Annotated in this window: 17 protein-coding genes and 1 tRNA gene; 12 read left to right on the plus strand and 6 right to left on the minus strand. The window is 42.2% G+C overall.

The window, feature by feature from the left end:
- Positions 1-494 precede the first annotated feature (494 nt).
- Positions 495-2,306 carry a methyl-accepting chemotaxis protein gene (locus tag J2128_RS08635; RefSeq protein ID WP_245323498.1) on the plus strand — a complete coding sequence of 604 codons (1,812 nt, stop codon included), beginning with the start codon at positions 495-497 and terminating at the stop codon, positions 2,304-2,306.
- Positions 2,307-2,660: 354 nt separating this feature from the next.
- Positions 2,661-3,356 (plus strand): hypothetical protein, encoded by a 696-nt coding sequence (locus J2128_RS08640; protein ID WP_209690720.1) that lies wholly within the window; start codon positions 2,661-2,663, stop codon positions 3,354-3,356.
- A gap of 129 nt (positions 3,357-3,485) precedes the next feature.
- On the opposite strand, the gene J2128_RS08645 is transcribed toward J2128_RS08640, so the two are convergent.
- Positions 3,486-3,956 carry a hypothetical protein gene (locus tag J2128_RS08645; protein WP_209690721.1) on the minus strand — a complete coding sequence of 157 codons (471 nt, stop codon included), beginning with the start codon at positions 3,954-3,956 and terminating at the stop codon, positions 3,486-3,488.
- A gap of 337 nt (positions 3,957-4,293) precedes the next feature.
- Here J2128_RS08645 and J2128_RS08650 point away from each other — a divergent pair, with 337 nt between their 5' ends.
- Complete coding sequence (locus J2128_RS08650) at positions 4,294-4,446, plus strand: hypothetical protein (RefSeq protein ID WP_209690722.1); 153 nt, start codon at positions 4,294-4,296, stop codon at positions 4,444-4,446.
- A 757-nt stretch (positions 4,447-5,203) separates the two neighbouring features.
- Here J2128_RS08650 and J2128_RS08655 read toward each other — a convergent pair.
- From J2128_RS08655 to J2128_RS08665, 3 genes are all read right to left on the minus strand, one after another.
- Positions 5,204-5,276 (minus strand) — tRNA-Asn (locus J2128_RS08655).
- Between the two features lie 71 nt (positions 5,277-5,347).
- Positions 5,348-5,641, minus strand: coding sequence for a winged helix-turn-helix transcriptional regulator (locus J2128_RS08660; RefSeq protein WP_209690723.1), 294 nt, complete (start codon positions 5,639-5,641; stop codon positions 5,348-5,350).
- A gap of 205 nt (positions 5,642-5,846) precedes the next feature.
- Positions 5,847-6,047 carry a hypothetical protein gene (locus J2128_RS08665; RefSeq protein ID WP_245323501.1) on the minus strand — a complete coding sequence of 67 codons (201 nt, stop codon included), beginning with the start codon at positions 6,045-6,047 and terminating at the stop codon, positions 5,847-5,849.
- Positions 6,048-6,149: 102 nt separating this feature from the next.
- On the opposite strand from J2128_RS08665, the gene J2128_RS08670 reads away from it, so the two are divergent.
- The 5 genes from J2128_RS08670 to J2128_RS08690 all read left to right on the plus strand — a co-directional run bounded on the left by J2128_RS08670 (position 6,150) and on the right by J2128_RS08690 (position 10,581).
- Positions 6,150-7,280, plus strand: coding sequence for a Xaa-Pro peptidase family protein (locus J2128_RS08670; protein ID WP_209690725.1), 1,131 nt, complete (start codon positions 6,150-6,152; stop codon positions 7,278-7,280).
- On the plus strand, positions 7,280-8,155 hold the full coding sequence (gene map, locus J2128_RS08675) for a type II methionyl aminopeptidase (RefSeq protein WP_209690726.1): 876 nt from the start codon (positions 7,280-7,282) through the stop codon (positions 8,153-8,155). Before J2128_RS08670 ends, map begins: the two co-directional genes overlap by 1 nt.
- 70 nt (positions 8,156-8,225) lie before the next feature.
- The gene (locus J2128_RS08680; RefSeq protein ID WP_209690727.1) at positions 8,226-9,509 is read left to right on the plus strand and encodes an ATP-binding protein; all 1,284 of its coding nucleotides are present in this window, start codon (positions 8,226-8,228) and stop codon (positions 9,507-9,509) included.
- Positions 9,506-10,225 carry an MBL fold metallo-hydrolase gene (locus J2128_RS08685; protein WP_209690728.1) on the plus strand — a complete coding sequence of 240 codons (720 nt, stop codon included), beginning with the start codon at positions 9,506-9,508 and terminating at the stop codon, positions 10,223-10,225. The genes J2128_RS08680 and J2128_RS08685 overlap by 4 nt, the downstream gene beginning before the upstream one ends.
- Before the next feature lie 86 nt (positions 10,226-10,311).
- Positions 10,312-10,581: a DNA-directed RNA polymerase subunit L gene (locus tag J2128_RS08690; protein WP_209690729.1), complete on the plus strand. Its 270-nt coding sequence runs from the start codon at positions 10,312-10,314 to the stop codon at positions 10,579-10,581.
- Between the two features lie 221 nt (positions 10,582-10,802).
- Here the strand turns inward: J2128_RS08690 and J2128_RS08695 are convergent, their stop codons facing one another.
- Positions 10,803-11,351: a flavodoxin family protein gene (locus J2128_RS08695; protein WP_209690730.1), complete on the minus strand. Its 549-nt coding sequence runs from the start codon at positions 11,349-11,351 to the stop codon at positions 10,803-10,805.
- Positions 11,352-11,397: 46 nt separating this feature from the next.
- On the opposite strand from J2128_RS08695, the gene J2128_RS08700 reads away from it, so the two are divergent.
- Positions 11,398-11,823: a helix-turn-helix domain-containing protein gene (locus J2128_RS08700; protein ID WP_245323502.1), complete on the plus strand. Its 426-nt coding sequence runs from the start codon at positions 11,398-11,400 to the stop codon at positions 11,821-11,823.
- 20 nt (positions 11,824-11,843) lie between these two features.
- On the opposite strand, the gene J2128_RS08705 is transcribed toward J2128_RS08700, so the two are convergent.
- Complete coding sequence (locus tag J2128_RS08705; RefSeq protein ID WP_209690731.1) at positions 11,844-12,455, minus strand: translation initiation factor IF-2 subunit beta; 612 nt, start codon at positions 12,453-12,455, stop codon at positions 11,844-11,846.
- Between the two features lie 159 nt (positions 12,456-12,614).
- On the opposite strand from J2128_RS08705, the gene J2128_RS08710 reads away from it, so the two are divergent.
- The 3 genes from J2128_RS08710 to purL all read left to right on the plus strand — a co-directional run bounded on the left by J2128_RS08710 (position 12,615) and on the right by purL (position 18,195).
- Positions 12,615-15,566, plus strand: coding sequence for a PAS domain S-box protein (locus tag J2128_RS08710; RefSeq protein WP_348632390.1), 2,952 nt, complete (start codon positions 12,615-12,617; stop codon positions 15,564-15,566).
- Positions 15,567-15,622: 56 nt separating this feature from the next.
- Complete coding sequence (locus J2128_RS08715; protein WP_209690733.1) at positions 15,623-16,003, plus strand: response regulator; 381 nt, start codon at positions 15,623-15,625, stop codon at positions 16,001-16,003.
- A 104-nt stretch (positions 16,004-16,107) separates the two neighbouring features.
- A complete protein-coding gene (gene purL / locus J2128_RS08720; protein ID WP_209690734.1) occupies positions 16,108-18,195 on the plus strand; it encodes a phosphoribosylformylglycinamidine synthase subunit PurL in 2,088 nt (695 codons plus the stop codon).
- Positions 18,196-18,318: the final 123 nt, after the last annotated feature.

The raw sequence follows: 18,318 nt of genomic DNA on the forward strand, positions 1-18,318 counted from the left end.
AAGAAAATCTCCGGAATATTTCAGGTTTTTAAGAATTCTGAAAAGGAAAACGATTAGGCGTATTGTAAATACAGGTGTTTTCAGAAGGGTGTAATCTGATGCGTTTTGATGCGCTCCTCCAAAAGTTAATGAAAAACCTTTGAATGTGGACTTTTTGAGGATTATATGAAGTTTGTGTATTCCGGACAATTCATTAAAACAGGTGGAGGCAGCCAAAGATTATTTCTTATCTGAACATTTACCGCGGTATTTAGCGTACACAAAAGTTATCCGTCACGGGAGAGTCTATCTAGTCTCCGCCTGCTCTGGTTTGCAGGCCTACTGGCAGTTTTCCCAATGAGATCAACAATGAACACAACTGATCAGTTATTTTTATCTGGTCATGTCCGTTTTGCAGTAAACACAGCAGCAAATGACAGCAGGATGAATGCATTTGATGAAAAATACCATATTTTTTGTTAATTCCTAGTAAAATCCCCGAAGAAGTGTTTTAAATGAAATTTGAAGGATTGCAGAAACTGATGTCTGCCGATGAAACGGCGGATGAAAAGCTGAAGCTTCTGGCCTACCATTACAACGAGCGCTTAAAAGAGCAGGCTCTTGTAAATGAAGTATCCAAATTCCTTTTTGATACGACTCTTGAAAGAGAATACATTCTCATGAAGGTAGTAGAGCTTGTTCCTCCGGGCTGGCAGTACCCCGAAATTACTGTAGCCAGGTTTAAATACAAAAATTATGACATAAAAAGTCTGAATTTCAGGGAAACTCCGTGGAAGCAGAGAGTATCCTTTGTTGACGCAAACGGCGAGGGGGGCTATCTTGACGTTTTGTATCTTGAAGAAAAGCCTGGGGACTACGAAGGGCCGTTTTTAAAAGAGGAAAGAAATCTGATAAACGTTATAGGCAGTATGCTGCCCGCTTCAATGAACATTTTCAACAGAAACGAGGAGACAAACAGGGCAATAGAAGATATCATATATATCTCAAAAGAGATCGAGCACGGAAATATAGAAAACCGTATAACGGTTTCCAGGCATTCCGGAGACCTGAAAAAGGTTGTTGAGGGCGTAAACAGTATTCTTGATTCTTATTCTGTACCTTTCAAAAAGATGGTTGAAACACTGGAAGAATACTCAAGGTGCAATTTTTCTTCCGCTATAAATGACGTAAAAGGTTTTGAAGGGGACTTCATCTCACTAAAGAACAGCATCAATGCCCTGGGGTCCAAAATCGGAGAGGTAGTAAAAGAGATAGCAAGAATTGCTGATGAGTTTAACAGGGGAAATTTCCGCACGAAAGTTGATGAAAGACTATCCTTTGAAGGCGATATGGCTTCAATAAAGGAAAGCCTTAACAATGTAGGTGGAGTCTTCTCGCATACAGTTTCAGAGGTCAGGGCTTCTGTCGAACTTATAAACAGGAATTCAACCGATGTCGGGCGCAGTGCGGGCGATATGTCGGAGGCTGCGGAAAAGGTGGCAATGTCGGCGTCAAACTCTGCAGGGCTTACAAAAAAGCTTAATAACAGTATAGAAAAGATAAACGAACAGATTCTTGACCTCTCTTCTTCAAACCAGGAGATATCCTCGGCTGCCCGCCATGTTATGAAGCAGACCAATCATGTGGTCGATATAGGAAAGACTGCACAGTCTTCCGGAGACGATTCAAGAAAGATGATGAACAGCGTCAAGAAGATTGCGGGAGGAAGTGTTAATGAAATCAACTCCCTTTCCGAGCAGATAAATACGGTCGGAAAGGTTGTAAAGCTTATCAACGATATTACCGGTCAGATAAATCTTCTTGCACTAAATGCCGCAATCGAAGCCGCACGTGCAGGGGAACACGGGAGAGGCTTTGCAGTCGTTGCCGGAGAGGTCAAAAATCTTGCCGGAGAAGCGAGAGCTGCAACTGACAACATAGAAAGTGTTGTTTCTGCAGTCCAGCAGTCAAGTGAAAAGACCGCCTCTGCAATAAACAAGGCCAACTCTGAGATAATCAAAAGTGTTGAAAGCGTCAACAAGACGCTTGACGGCTTAAATTCAATAATTGACAATGCCGGAAAAATAGACGCTGATGTCAAAAGAATCGTTCATGCCATTGAAGAGCAGGTAAATATAGCAAACAACGTTTCGAATAACACGTCGGAGCTGGCAGGACTTACGGGCGATGTCTCACGCGAGATAGAGGAGCTTGCAGCTCTTGCAGAAGAGACCAGTGCCTCGGTTGAAGAGATAAGCGCTGCAATCAATGAGGTATCCTCTCTTGCCGGCGGTCTTTCGAATGATATGAAAAAGTATGTTATCTGAAAAATAAACCCTCCCTATTAAACTTTTTTAATGAATTGTTTTTTTATTTTTTTAATGCGTCTTGAGAATCCTTTGTGCTCCTGTAAACTGGACCTGCTTATTTTTCTGTTAAGGATTCAAAGTTTGATTTCAGAACTTGGAAATTCTCATACCTGATGTGGCGGAGAACGGTAAACGCTTCTTTGAAAAGGATACGATTTTAATGAATCCCCGGGTCTTATGTGCAAAATGCCGGTTATCTGATATGAAGTTAATCAGATTAAATTTATCAAATAAATAAGCTTATTTTTTGATTTAACGCTCAAATTTCAGGCAAAAAAATTTATCTTATGTGGCAACAATATGCTATAACTGATGACAGAGATTAGTGAAAATACAGAGCCTGTATCTGTAATGCAGGGTTTTGCCGACCTTGACCTTACCCGGCCAAAAGCTGGGTCACCAGTTGCTCACTGCATGGAGATGGTTGAAACTGCCATTAGGGAAAACAGCGGAAAATTCACACGTGATTTGCTTTACAAAAACCTTCCTGTCCAGATGAAGCTTCCACGCAGGATTATGAGCAGTGTTTATGAGCAGATAATTGATTTTTACCAGGAGTCCGGGAAGATCTCTTTTGACAGAATCGGTCATGTCTGTTGGGTTTATGACCCCGAAACCGTTTCATTCTACAAAAAAAATGATAAGCTGAAGTTTTTCGGCAGAGATGCTTTGGATTCGGTTTTCTTTGGAAGTGAAGACATCGTTTCGGTGTACCGGGACATGATTACCTCTTCGAGCATTGAAGAGCAAAACGGTCTGAAATACATGCAGGACGCAATAAAGACTCTTGAAGAACACATGTTTTCAGGAGAACTAATTCCGAGAAGTGTCATACCAAGGAAGTATGAAAATGTATACGGGTCGCTGAATGTATGGAAATTAAACATGACTCACTCGTGGAAACTTATCTACAGTATTGCAGCTGATGACGATGAAAAAATCCTGATTATTGACGACTGCCTGAACAATAAAGACTATGAAAGGCTGTTTAAACCTTTAGTCATTTAAGAATATTATTTATCTTTAAGGTCATATTATTTTTTTAGGTTCGTTCAATGTAGCTGTTTTTTAAAAATCCTTTTGAGTTGTAAAAATTCTGTTAGTTCTGTAAAGTATTCCCGGAAAAAAGGAGAAAATTTATTTGCATGTACACCCTTTGTTGCTTTCGCAGGCGCAACCGTCACTGTCTCTGTCCAGATCGTGAACATCATCACCTGTGGCTGAGAGGCAGTATTCGTAGCATTTTTGAGCTGAAGACCAGTCTTTGAAGTCATCACAGTTGTAGATATTTCCTGAGCAGGAGCAGACAGCAGATGAAGAATCTGTTTTGGAGGGGGATGGTGTTTGAGTCGCAGTTTTTGTGGGGTTTATCGTTTTCGTTGGTGTGGGAGTTTTTGAAGGTGTCGGTGTTTTTGCCGGTGTTTCCGTCATTGATGCAATTGTTGCCTTAATAGTCTCAAGTTCGGTTTCAATTGGTGTTGAGGATTTTGTTTCCTCAATTGTTACAGAAGTCCGGGAATTTGTATTTTTAGAAGAAGTGCAGCCTGTAAAGATAATACCGGTAGTAATTAAAATTAGGCAAAGGAAAATGGCTATCTCTTTTGTCATGATGTGCAAATACGCATACTATACATAAAAAATTATTCCCATTTTTTTTTGTTATGAAGTAAACCCTGTGGTGATTAAAAAATTATTCCTAAATACGGCGAATTTGTCTTATTGTAACCTTAAATCTAATTAAAATAAAATAATCTATACTAAAACATCTGTCTGCTCTTTAGAATAGATCTAGTTAAAAACGATATCTATATGACATAATTGTTTTAATCCTGATATTATGAAAACGGGGTAGCTATTTTTAATTGTATTGTTTTTTGTGGGTATTGTTTTCGCCGGGTGTACTTCTTCGACAAATGTTTCTTATCATGACAAAGAGTTCAGATCATTGGTCTCAGAATCCGGGGATGAAATTACTGATTTATTAAATAATATACTGAATTCTGCAAATAATTTAGATTCGGACGGTGTTGTGATATATGGGGCTGGTTTAAAAGTATCTGCAGATAATTATAAAGGAAAAATTGAAAATCTGGTATAAAGTGTGTAAATTTAGCTACTGATTCTCTCTCTCTCTCAAATTTATGTTGCAAAAATATAATTTTTATTTATATATTGGAAAATCCAGAAGAATAAATAATATCTCTATAATTTTTTATGAGTAATTAGGCAATAATAAGATAATATCTGATATAATTTTTAGACATTCCTGCATATATACTTCTAAAAAGCGTGAAGTGGTAAAACATTAGAAACCCAGATATCCTGTTCTATCGGATTTCAACATTTATACTTTTTATTTTGTGTCATGCAGAGATATGTCAGATTATGATTCAGGCATTAAAAAAAGTATTTCGAGAGCTTTATTTGGTTAAAGTAGCGGGGTCTACCAGGAGTACTATAGCTATAATTAAAATAACTGCAAAAATAAGCACAAACCACATCCTCAACTCTTTTATGTTTTTATACAGGTCTTTCATTTGATTTCATCTTTCTTTGTATTATAATTGGGTATAGATGTATATACCAATATGTCTGAGTTTATTAAAGTGGTTGGATATATGCAAATATTTTTTTTAGATAAAAAGTCCGGGAAATCTTTAAATCACTTTCAATAGCCCGTGTTTCTGCTTTTATCTTCAATCAGCCTTGATATTAAAACCATTAAAGAAATATTTTTTAGAACCTGCCTTTTTGCAAGAAGTCCATGCTTAATTTACGGTGGAACTTATGTTACAGCCAAAATCATTGCCAGAATTGTATATAAAAAGTATAAAAAAGCTGAATTTCAGGAAAAGCGCCCCCAACAGGACTCGAACCTGTGACATTCTGGTTAACAGCCAGACACTCTACCAACTGAGTTATGGAGGCAATGCAATCTGCTTTTTTGCTCTGCAACTTGCCAATAAACGTCTACTTATTACCTTTTAAAGATTATGGAATTAATCTGGACTGCTGTTCCTTATAGACTCAAGCTGTGAGATAAGGGAATCGATCTCCCTGTCCAGATTATCTATCAGATCCGAGGCTTTTTCCGTTGCTACAGCCCCAGAAGGCGAAGCCCGGATGTAACCGAGCTGTTCTAAGACCTTCAGTGAATAGCGCACCCTGTGAGACGGAATGCCAAGTATCTCCGAGAGCTTCATTATTCCGATGGGCTGGTTTTTCTGTACAACCCTTATTACCTCAAGGTGTCTTCCGACAAGTTCTATCTCGTTAAGCAGTTTTTGAAGCAATTTGTTAAGCCCCGCTTTTTGTGAAAATAAATCCGGCCTGCACCATGAAGCATATATTTGCAGGTGCGCATTTCCTTGGCCGTTCTTTTTGTTTTTTTAACCTGTTTCTTTAAAATATCCGGACAGGATACCTTTTTGCATTTCAAACATTTTAAAGTAATCTTTTCCATGAAAAAGGTTCAAAAAATTTTTTGGGTTTAGTCTTTTAGTCTTCCTGTTCATTCAGCCATGCCTTGTCCTGCCTGTAATGCTTTCTGAACATCAGAGCTGTTATGACAGCCAGAACAGCGCATATGGCAGAGATCTGAATGCTGAATACAGGAATCAGGCCAAAAAAAGCCAGAATCGAAATTGCTACAAGCAGAAATACCGCATTAAGCATCATCGTCAGCTTGGCAAATTTCATCTTGAGTGTTCTTTCAGCTGATGCATTCATTATTAATACGAATTGTCTCTCTCTTGGTAAAATTACTTCTAAGTCTGAGTCGAATAGTAAGGGTACTGCATTATGATAAATTCTTTAGACCAGTCTCTTGAGGCTGCAAATTCAAAAGCTTACGTTATGGTTGCATCTTCCGAAAATCCTGATATGCGCTATCTTACAGGTTTTTCGGTGACCGACCCCCTTATCTATATCAGGCGTCATGGCGGTCGTGGTCAGCTTATAGTCCCGCAGATGGAAAAGGATCGCGCACTGTCCGAGTCGAAATGCGATGTAATCACAAGGGGAGAAGCAGGCTATTTCGATTACCTGAAATCCGCACCTGACCCTTATACGGCCCAGGCAGAGATGATCTCCTATGTCGCCGGAGGCGACATACTTGTACCCGCGGATTTTCCCGTTATTCTTGCAAGAGAACTTGAAAAGTTCTGCAGGGTAAGCGTTGACCGGGGCACGGTTGAGAAGATGCGCTCTGTAAAGACTCCGGGAGAGATTGAAAAAATCCGCGAATGCCAGAAGGCGAATGATGCAGTGATGGAGTTTGCGGTGAATAAAATCTCGGCTGCACTGGTTAAAAACGGAGAGCTGTATGACGGAAAAACACGTATGACTTCTTCGTATCTCAGGGGTGAAATAGAGTGTTTTCTCTTAAAAAGAGGATTTCTTGCAAGAGACACCATAGTCTCCTGTGGGACTGAGACCGCAATGCCCCACTGTACCGGAAAAGGTGTTCTTCTTGAAAATGAGCCGATTTTAATGGACATCTTCCCAAGCGACCTGAAAACCGGTTATTACTCGGATATGACCCGGACTGTGGTAAAAGGAGAACCCTCACCTGAAATAGAGGATATATTCAAGACCGTATCTGAAGCAAAAAAGCTCGGTGAGAATATGGTTAGTGCGGGTATAACCGGAAAATCAGTCCATGATGCAGTTTCAAAGTTTTTTGAAGAGTCCGGATATCATACCGGTACCGAAGGATTTGTCCACAGCCTTGGTCATGGTGTAGGTCTTGCGATACATGAGTCCCCGTCCCTTTCACCCTCAGGCGGAGAACTTGAGTGCGGAAACATAGTGACAGTGGAGCCCGGTCTGTACTACAGAAAATACGGCGGGGTAAGACTTGAGGATATGGGGCTTGTTGAAAAGAATGGATTTGACTGTTTTACAAAATCAAAAGAGGAGCTAAGAGTATAATGGATGACGAGATACTTGACTACTACATTCAGGCAGGCAAAATAGCGAAAAAATGTCTTGACAAAGCGGCTTCAAAAGTAAAGCCCGGTGTTTTGATACTTGATTTCGTCAACGAAACCGAGGAAAGCATATTAAACGAAGGAGCTGGAATTGCATTTCCTCTGAATATTTCACGAAACGAGGCCGCGGCGCATGATACGGCTTCAGAAGGAGATATGAGGGAATTTATGGCAGGCGATGTCGTAAAGGTTGACCTCGGCGCTCATATAAACGGTTATGTGGCTGACACCGCGGTTACAGTTGACCTCGGAAACAACAAAAATTTGATTGAAGCCTCGAAAAAAGCCCTTGAAAAAGCAATTTCTCTTGTAAAACCTGGTATTACGACAGGAGAGATAGGGACGGCTGTTCAGGCCGAGATAGAAAAACTCGGGTTTTTGCCGGTATCAAACCTGACCGGTCACGGACTTGGCAACTTCCTGCTTCATGGAATTCCGACGATACCTAATGTGGCAATAAAAGGCGGGACTGTAATTGAAGAAGGTATGGCGTTTGCAATAGAGCCTTTTGCAACCACTGGCAGTGGGCAGGTATCGGACGGTCAGAGAATGGAGATATTCAGCCAGATCTCAAAAAAACCGGTCCGGCTTCCGAGCGAGAGAAAACTGATGAAAGAAATTGAAGAAAGAAAAAGTCTGCCGTTCTCCCGCAGGTGGTACAGGGATTTAAACTCCGATATAAACATAGTTAGACTCTGTCAGAAGGGGATCCTGAGAGGATACCCGGTTCTGCACGACATTCCGGGATCACTTGTGTCGCAGAGGGAGCACACGATGATTGTCACAGAAGACGGCTGCATTGTGACAACAGCCTGAAAAATGGACGGTTTGCTACAGGCAGAGATACCTATATTGCAATTAAAGAGATATATATTAGGTTGTACGCATGTCATCAGAAACAGATGAAAAGTCCCTGGATATAATGGAATTCTTACTGACGGCGGAGATACTGAATAAATATGATACACTGAATATGGATGATCTCCCGCCTAAACTCAGAAAAATTGCCGGTGAAAAGGGATGCAATATAGATGTCGAAAGGCCTGTCATAATAAGCGAAAGCGTTGCGGAGAAGGTTCTGGGAATCTCCGGCGCATACTCCTATGTAAGCAGCAACCCCTTCGTAAAGTTTGACGATTTCGGCAAAAGGCTCAGTATATCCGCGCTTGATGCCGCTGCAGGGTGGTTTTTCAGGCAGAATACGACTGACCGCATAAAAGCCAACCCGGTTCTTGCATACTACTACGAACATATGAACATGGGCGGGATCTCATATCAGGAGTCCTCAGAGTCTATTTCAAGGTACCGTGATTCAAAGGAATATCTTGAAGCGAGGGTAGACGGAATTGTCGGAGATGACGAGGAGCTGAAAGCTGCAAGAGGCCTGATTCTTATAAGTTCCCCTGAAGAAGGGGAATACTCTCTTGCAGACCTTGTATGCACCCCGAGACAGGAGGAGACCATAAGAAAGATTGATATTGCACTGAAAAATCTTGATTACCTGCGTGAACGCAGGATTTACGAGATAGGCAAGCTTCTCTTTGTAGGCCCTCCAGGAACCGGAAAAACCTCTCTTGCTCTTGCAATGTCAAAAAAACTGAAAATGCCTCTTTTGGAGGTAAGGCTTGCGATGGTAACCTCCCAGTACCTTGGTGAGACTTCAAAGAATATTGACAGGATATTTGACCTCGCAAGACGTCTTTCACCGTGCATACTCTTTATAGATGAGTTTGATTTTGTGGCAAGAAGCAGGATTACGGAGGACAACGGTGCGATGAAGCGTGCGGTAAATATGCTTCTTAAAAATATCGATACTATCAGTTTTGTTAAAAACGGAGTCCTTCTCATCGGTGCTACTAACCATCCTGCGATGCTTGATGAAGCTGCATGGAGAAGGTTTGACGATGTAGTCGAGTTCCCCCTGCCGGATTTGGAGATGAGAAAAGAAATACTTCTTAAAATAACAAAGGAACTTGACTGCACCTGCAATTACGATGAGCTTGCGGAGGATACCGAGGGCTTTACAGGTGCGGACCTGAAGATTATGATAAAAGAGTCAGTAATTTCGGCTCTGATGCGTGACAGTTTCGTAATGGACGAGTCTGATATAGAGCAGGGAATGGGCATAGTCCGCGACAGGGATAATATCAGGCAGAGCGTCTCAATATGAAGATTACAGTTCTCGGTACCGGAGACACGGTAGGTACTCCCAGGGTCGGGTGCGAATGTCCTGTATGCACCTGGGCTGTAAGGGAAGGCAGGGAAAGGCTAAGGACATCTTTTTTGATTGAAGAAGACGGTCATAACATTCTGATTGACACCTCTCCAGACCTGAGAAGACAGCTTTTAAAACACGGTTCGCCTTATATAGACGCAATTCTGTGGACTCACGGTCATTACGACCATATTGCAGGTTACAACGAGTTTTACAGGGTCCAGTCCTTTCCACCTGCTTACGCCGCATCCCGTGCAATGGATGACATTGAAGGCTTCTTTCATTTTCTGCATTTTGAAAGGAAAAGGTGTACTCCTTACCAGCCGTTTGAAATTTACGGAATAAAATTCACGTTTGCGGAAGTCAATCATCCGCCCATGTATACGTGCGGGGTTGTCATGGAGTACAACGGGAAAAAAATAGGCTTTACATCTGATACAAACGATGACCTCTGCGAAGAGACGCTGAAGGCCTTAAGCGGGTGTGACCTTTTATTCATTGATGCGCTGATGCCTCCTTCGGTTCACATAGGAAAGCACATGAATTATAAGGAAGCGCTGAATCTTGCAGAGAAACTTTCTGCAAAAAAATATTATATGGTTCACATGAGCCATAATCTTCCGTTTAACTGGAAGCATATGGCATCTGACGGAGAAGTTTTTGAGATCTGATACAAAAAATTATTTCTTTCCGATTATTTCATTTTCTGACGACCAATACTATTATACTCCTGCGGGTCCCAAACGTATGGTTACTTATGGAGATAAAAATACTGGAGCTGACTGAGGAAAAAGCAAGGATTTCCTTTATAGGTGAAAATCATACATATATGAACACATTAAAAGAGGAGATACTGAAAAACCCTGATGTGGATGTGGCGCAGTATTACAGTGAATACACTTTTACGGACCCCATTCTTCTTGTTACAACGAAAAACAATGCCGACCCGATTTCAGTAATCAAAAATGCAGCTGCGAGTATCTCACAGTACTGTGCAGGGCTTATTGAACAGGTAGAAAAGGCTTAAAATAAGTATCAACTAATCATTTTTTCCTGAGTTGTATTTTTTCTGCTTCATTTAGTGACGGCAAAGACCGTATAATGGTTTAAGTCGGAGTCCTGAAATTGTGCAGCGGACTCTGAAAATCATAAAAAAATCTGAAATTCTTTGTAATTATTAAAAAAAACGTTATTATTGGTGCAGCACCAATAATCTGATTAAAAATTGAAAAGTTCCTGAAATTTTTTTCAGATCAGCTTTTTTCCAAACTCTTTTGCTTCTTCAATTTTTTCGGGGAAATTTTTGATGTCATCAGGTTTAAGGCAGTGGTTCTGCCAGATATATCCTGCTTCCTTTATTCCGAAAAGGCTCATCGTCTGCTTCATGTATTCATATATCGGGCTGAAGACTTCATCACCGCACGAATTGCTGGTAAGAGCAAGAGCAAACTTCTTTCCCTGTGGGATTTTTGGCGAAAAATCTCCGTTTATAAGGGCCCACATACGGTCAATAAGTGCATATGCAGGTGCATTCATACGTGCAAAATATACAGGGGAGCCTATCACGATTGCGTCCGCACCGGTGATTTTAGGATATATTTCAACCATTCCGTCCTTCTGGACGCATGTAGGATTTTCCTTGCAGAAACCGCATCCTTTGCACGGGTTTATCTCCCTGTCAGTTAATCTTACCATTTCAGTATCGGCACCTGCCTTTTTTGCACCCTCTAAAACTGCTTCAACGATGGCCTGGCTGTTTCCTTTGCGTGGACTTGTTGCAATACCTAATACTTTCATGCATAAATCTGGTAATGTATACTGTATAAGTAGTATACAACAAAAAATGATAGATAGTATTAAAGAAAGTAGTGCATATCTAAAGGATATGCCTAATATTAAAAAAAATGCAGAAATACAGCCTCCATGCCCTATATACCGGATTCAAAGGCTTATCAGCGGAAAATGGAAATTGTATCTCCTGTGGCTTCTGCATGACGGAAAAATGAGATTCGGAGAAATATACAGGAAAACTCCGGGTATTACCCAGTCTATGCTTACGAAACAGCTGCGCGAGCTTGAGAGAGACGGGTTTGTTGAAAGGCACGTTTTCACGGAAGTCCCGCCGAAAGTGGAATATTCGCTGACAGGCAGGGGAATAAGCTTCATGCCGGTAATGGAGCATCTTGCGGAATGGAGTATGGAAAACATTCCTGAAATAAGCGAAGCCTGCAGGGAAAATGTATGCGACAATCCTTACAGGGTGAAATAAAAAAAGTCAAAAATATATTATTATATTTTCTGTGTGAATGCAATCGATCCAGAAACTCTTGTAATTTTTATCTTAACCGTCTGGCCGGGTTTTGTGCCTGCAACATAGAGAGTGTATTTGCCTATTCTGGCCACCCCGTCACCGCGTTTCGAAAGGAACTGGATATCAACGTTCATCTCGTTTCCTTCCTGTATCTGGTCATCGGGGCTTTCTGATTTGGCTCTTCTCTTTTTTACCGGCCTGTGGCCTCCGCAGGCATCGCACCTGAGAGTCAGTGTTCTCCCCTCTTTTACAAGCCTTGTATCAGGCTTTCCACATTCCGAGCAGATGACATAGTCTTCAGTATATTTACCTATCAGGTTTGTTATCTGTGATTTGTCAAATTTTCCGTTGAATATGGCTCTGCTGCCGTCAATTTTCCCGGCAGTTCCAAGTTCTCCCAGGAGATATTTCATCACGTGGTCGGGTTCGCGCCTGAGAGTTGATACGATATCCGAAAAATTTTCGATGACTGTCGTTTTTCCTTCTATGTAGACCTTTGCGTCGGGCACTGAAAAACGGCCTTCATCACCTGATTTTTCCGTTATATTGCTGTATGCCTGCTTTAAAAGAGATTCGTATGGGTCGGTCATGCTGTACTTATATGCTCTCTAACAGTAATTAAGTATGTTTTCATATTGTTTCCCTGTGAAAAAATGAAAAGGCGTTATATTCTAAAGTGACAATTATCAATATCAGTCAGGATGCTGACTTTTCGTAAATAAAATATGAAAGGAAATGAAATTTTTTTGGTGGAAGACAAGTTGTCCGGGAAAAACAGATTTCTGAAAAATTACATGAAAAAAAAGCTTGGCTCCTTCTGGAGTTATGTTCTTCTTGGTATACTGGTGTTCATAATATTCATATGCGAAATATCACTCTATTTATTCAGCGACGGGATGATGATGTTCATCTCCCATATGTTTTACTTTCCTCTGTTTCTTCTGATATACAGGTACCCTAAAAAAGGTATTGAAATATCAGTATTTCTGGGAATGGTTTACTATGCCATTGTCGTTTTTCTTTCCTACCCTGCATATTATGACCTGGTTGAAGGTCTTCTTTTCCTTGCTGCGTATATAGGGATAGGAACAGGGGCATCGGTTCTGGCAGAGAGCCTGCGTGACGGTGAGAATAAACTTGTAGAGATAAAAAATAATTACGAAAATCTGTTTGAAAATACAAATGATTCTGTTTTTGTGCATAATCTTGAAGGCCGGATTCTCTTGTGCAACAGGCATGCAAAGGAGATGTTTGATAAATGCATGTGCAAGGAGAATATGACGCTTGCAGATCTTGACGATTCCCTCGGAACAGACGCCTTTGAAACTTCCTGCAGGTCACTTTCAGGGCAGGATCACGTGGAACTTGAAGCTGTCATAAAATCGAAACAGGGAGTTACCAGGCATATCGAGATAAACTCCAGCATTACCGACCGTGCGGAGGGTTATGTGCATGTCTTCGTGCGGGATATCACCGAAAGAAAAAAATTTCAGATTGCCCTTGAAGAGAGCGAAAGCAGGCTGCGTGTCCTGACAAACCAGATTCCTGAAATGATATTCGAACTGGACAGGGAAGGCTGCATCAGGTTTGCGACTAGGTACAGTCTGAATATGTTTGGGTATGAGCCGGATGAGCTTACAGGAGGCATGAAGTTATGGGACATCCTCTCTGATTCCGACAGGGAGAGATCAGAGAAGAACTTCAGTTGGTTTATGACAGGCCACATCGTGGGTGCGACAGAGTACTTGGGAAGAAAAAAAGACGGCACCTCTTTTCCGGTCATGATGAACATGAGTTATATCTTTTCCGACTCCAAAGTATCTGAAATTGAAGGGCTGCGTGGAATCGCGATAGATATCAGCCAGAGAAAACAGATGGAAAGCGCTCTTAAGAACAGTGAAAAACGCTACCGCAATCTCTTTGAAAGCTCCAACGACGCTATACTTCTCCATTACATAAACGGCCGGATCATTGATTTTAACGAGCGCCTTGCATTCATGCTCGGGTATGAAAGGGATGCTGTCATAGGCTTTTCGGTATATGACCTGTTCTCAAAGCCTGCGCATGATTACGTGTCCGGAGCTTTTCTGGATTTAGAAAAAAAGAAAAGTCTGTTTTTTGAGACTGAAATGAAAAAAAAAGATGGAACTGTTGTTATTGTCGAAGTAAGCTCCAGCTATGTTCCTAACAGCTCCGGTATAGTTCAGTCTGTTCTAAGGGACATCACCGAAAGGAAAAAATCCCGCGAAGCCCTTGTCGAAAGCGAAAAAAGGTTCAGAAATTTAACCGATTTGCTCCCCCAGGTTGTTTTTGAGATTGACAGCGATGGAATTCTGACATTTGCAAACAAAAACGCTTTTGAATCCTTCAGTGTTTCAGGAAAAGACTTTTCAGGTGGCCTGAAATTCTGTGACGTTATTGCAGTGTGCGACCGCCGGCGTGCAGAGGATAACTTCAGGTCTCTTCTTCTGGGAGAATCCTCAGGAAATGCCCGGGAATATATTGCTGAAAGAAAAGACGGCTCAGAATTTCCGATGCTTGTTTATGCAAGTCCCATCGAAAAGGGAGGACGAATTGTCGGGGCAAGGGGAATAGGAATAGACATTACTGAAAGAAAAAAGATGGAGGAAGCCCTTCGTGTAAGTGAGGAGCGCCTGAATCTTGCCATACATAACTCCGGTGTCTGTGTATGGGACTGGGACATGGAAAAAGACAGGATTTATTTTGCCGGGAATTATCCGGAGATGTTTGGATACGAGGGGGACTGCCAGCGCAGCCAGACCGAGTGGAGGGAAATACTCCAGGTTCAGTTTTTCTCTGATGTTATGGATTTCTTCGTAAATCCGGACGGTGAGTGTAGTGAATCCTCCCCCAAAAAAGAGCATTTTGAGTCTGAATATCATATAAATTGCAAAAACGGCACCTGCAAGTGGATAAACGTTATAGGAAAGATTGCCGGGAGCGGCAGTTCGGGGATGCCCGGAAGAATCGTCGGAATCATGCAGGACATCACGCAGATAAAGCAGTATCAGAACGCTCTTTACGAAGCCAACAGGAAGCTGAATCTTCTCTCAAGCATAACAAGGCATGATATTTTAAACCAAATAGCAGGAATCAACGGTTTTACCGACCTTATGTACAGGAAAGTTGCAGGCGACAGCGAACTGACCCATCACCTTGACAGGATAAAGCAGGCTTCCGGAAACATCAAAGACCAGATTACATTTACAAGAGATTACCATAATGTGGGAGTTGAAAGTCCGCAGTGGCAGAGAGTGGATGTAATTGCAGGAAACATGAAGTCTAAAGCAAAGACGATGGGCATTCATTTAGATATGGAACTCCCTCCTCTGGAAGTTTATGCGGACCCCATGCTTGAAAAGATATTTTTTAACCTCCTTGACAATGCGGCCCGTCACGGGGAAAAAGTGACAAAGATGGTTATTTCCTTCAGCCAGAGCGAAGCAAATGGAATAATCGTGGTAAAGGACAATGGGACAGGTGTACAGGAGAAGCTTAAAAAAAGAATCTTTGACCACGGCTTTGGCAGCAATACAGGACTCGGGCTGTTTCTTGCCGAAAAAATTCTCAGCATAACCGGGCTTAAGATTGTGGAAAACGGAGTCTTCGGTGAGGGTGCAAGGTTCGAGATAATTATGACCCCGGAAAACTACAGAATATCAAAGGAAAATTCCAAATAACTATTATATTAGACAGTCATATTATCTTTTCAGCGGAATCCCGGGCGGTGAGATATTTGGAAGATATTAAAATTCTTGTTGTTGAAGATGATGAAATTCTTGTTGACCTTATACAATGGCGTCTGAAAGAGATGGGCTATAAAAATTATCAGATAGCCCGGTCCGGTGAGGATGGAGTTAAGAAGGCCCTGGCTTACGGCCCGGACCTTATTTTAATGGACATAACCCTCCCCGGTGAACTTGACGGAATAGATGCCGTTGAAAGAATAAAAACAAAGAAACCTTCCGTGCAGGTGATATATCTTAGTTCGCATATGGAGGAAGATATAATAAGCCGGGCATTAAAGACAGGGCCCTCGGGTTATATTGCAAAACCCTTCGAAGACTTTGAACTCAACATGGCCATAAAAATAGCTCTTCAGAAGCGCTCTTCCTGAATAAAAAAGTGAAATCATAAAGCTTCTGCATTCTGAAAAATCCAACGGTAAAATCTTTTTTAGGCATCTATTATCTGTTCGTAAAGGAATATATTCCTACAATTATGCTATGTTCCCGAGATATTGAGTATATTGAGAAAAAAATAGGCAGAAAGCTTTCTGTTTTGGAATCAGCATGCTTTGAGAACCTCTGGAGTGAACACTGTTCATATCGTTCAACAAAGCCTCTCCTGCGCACTCTGCCTTCCGAAGGAAAAAACGTCATTCTTGGGCCCGGTGACGATGCTGCTATTGTAAGGTTTTCTGATGATATTGCAATAGCAATAGGAATGGAGTCCCATAACCATCCCAGCTATGTTGACCCTTACGACGGTTCTGCAACCGGAGTCGGCGGAATCGTAAGGGATATAATATCTATGGGTTCAAGGCCCGTCGCCCTTATGGACCCGCTTTATTTTGGTGATCTTGCAGGAGAAAAGAACAGGTACCTGTTTGAGCATATCGTCGCAGGTATAGGTGACTACGGAAACTGTATCGGTGTCCCCGTAGTGAGGGGGGAGCTGACTTTTGACCGGAATTACAATGGCAATCCGCTTGTAAACGTTGTGTGTGTAGGTACTGTTCATCCTGAAAAATTCCTCACCGCAAGGGTGAAAAAGCCCAAAAACCACCTGATATTGTACGGGTCGTCAACAGGACGTGACGGTCTTGGGGGGGCATCTTTTGCATCCCGTGATCTTTCAGAGGATTCAGAGGCTTCTGACAGGCCTGCTGTTCAGGTAGGAGACCCATATACGGAGAAGCTTCTTATCGAGGCGACTCTTGAGATGGCTGAGACCGGCAAAGTCCTTTCGTGCAGGGACCTTGGTGCTGCAGGCCTTGCGGGTGCCTCTTCGGAGATGTCAAGCACTTTCGGAGCCAGAATTGCGGCAGACCGTGTGCATCTCCGTGAGGAAGGGATGAATGAGGTGGAGATAATGCTTGCCGAGTCTCAGGAGAGAATGCTTATGGAGGTCGCGCCTGAGAATGTTGAGCAGATGTGCTCAATAATCGAGAAATATAACCTTAAATGGAGCGATATCGGAGAAATTATCCCAGAAAACCGTTATATAATTACTTTCCATGGTCAGGTTGTATGCGACCTGCCGATTGACCTTCTGGTTGGAGGAGTCCCCGAGGAAATATGGGAAGGAAAACCGTATTCCGCTGAAAAACCGTTTAAAAGACCATCTGAAAATATAAAAACTCTTTGCACGAAGGTTTTGTCGCATCCCGAAGTCGCCTCAAAGGACTGGGTTGTTGGACAGTACGACCACGATGTGCAGCTCCAGACCGTCTCGGTTGAAGGCGGCTGTGGTGTACTCAGGCTTGGCGATGCAGCGCTTTACCTGTCCTGCGGGTGCAGGCCCGAACAGATTTACCTGAGGCCGTACGACGGTTCTGCAAACGCGGTTTATGAGAATGCCGCAAACCTTGCCGCAATGGGTGCAGAGCCTTTGTGCGTTGTCAACTGCCTTAATTTTGCAAGCCCTGTTCACGAGACCATATTCTGGCAAATCCAGGAATGCGTAAGGGGTATGGGCGATATGTGCAGGAGGCTTGATGTGCCTGTTGTCGGTGGAAACGTATCCCTCTACAATGAGTCCGACGAGTTCAACACCAGGATACTTCCTACTCCATGTATAGGAATGGCAGGAAAGGGGACGGTCAGAAAATTCAGAAGACCTCTTTTAGGCATGAAGCTTGTTCTTATCGGGAAGGTCTCTGAAGGGTTCGGCGGCTCAGTTCTTGACCTTGTTGCCGGATGCGGCGGAAAGGCCCCTGAAATACCTGATACAAATCTTCTGGAGTCAGTAAGAAACCTTGTAAATTCAGGTTATGTATATTCAGCGACAGATGTCTCACGTGGAGGCCTTATAGGAGCACTCTCGGCATTCTCCCCCGGGTGCGAGGTTAGTATAAGCGGAAATGTGTTTGAGGAACTGTTCTCAGAGTCTTACGGTCGCTTTATTGTTGCATGCGAGGATGAAAAGCAGATTGAAAAGATTAAGGCATCGGGTGTAGAGTGCAGGCTTCTTGGAGTCTCGGGAGGAGGACATATGCTTCTTCAGACACCTGAAGGGGATATAGAGATAACAAAGGAGGAGATGGAAAATTTTAGGTCTTCGACGACGAGACTTATGAAATTCTGATCTTCATTCTTAAACACTTTTCAATATATTTTTATGGAAATGTCCGTGCAACTGCACGTAAGATCATTATTTTCATGATACCGGCAGATTATCCGCAAATTCAGAATAAATTAAAAAACCAAA

This window comes from Methanomicrobium sp. W14, assembly GCF_017875315.1.
Taxonomy (GTDB): Archaea; Halobacteriota; Methanomicrobia; order Methanomicrobiales; family Methanomicrobiaceae; genus Methanomicrobium.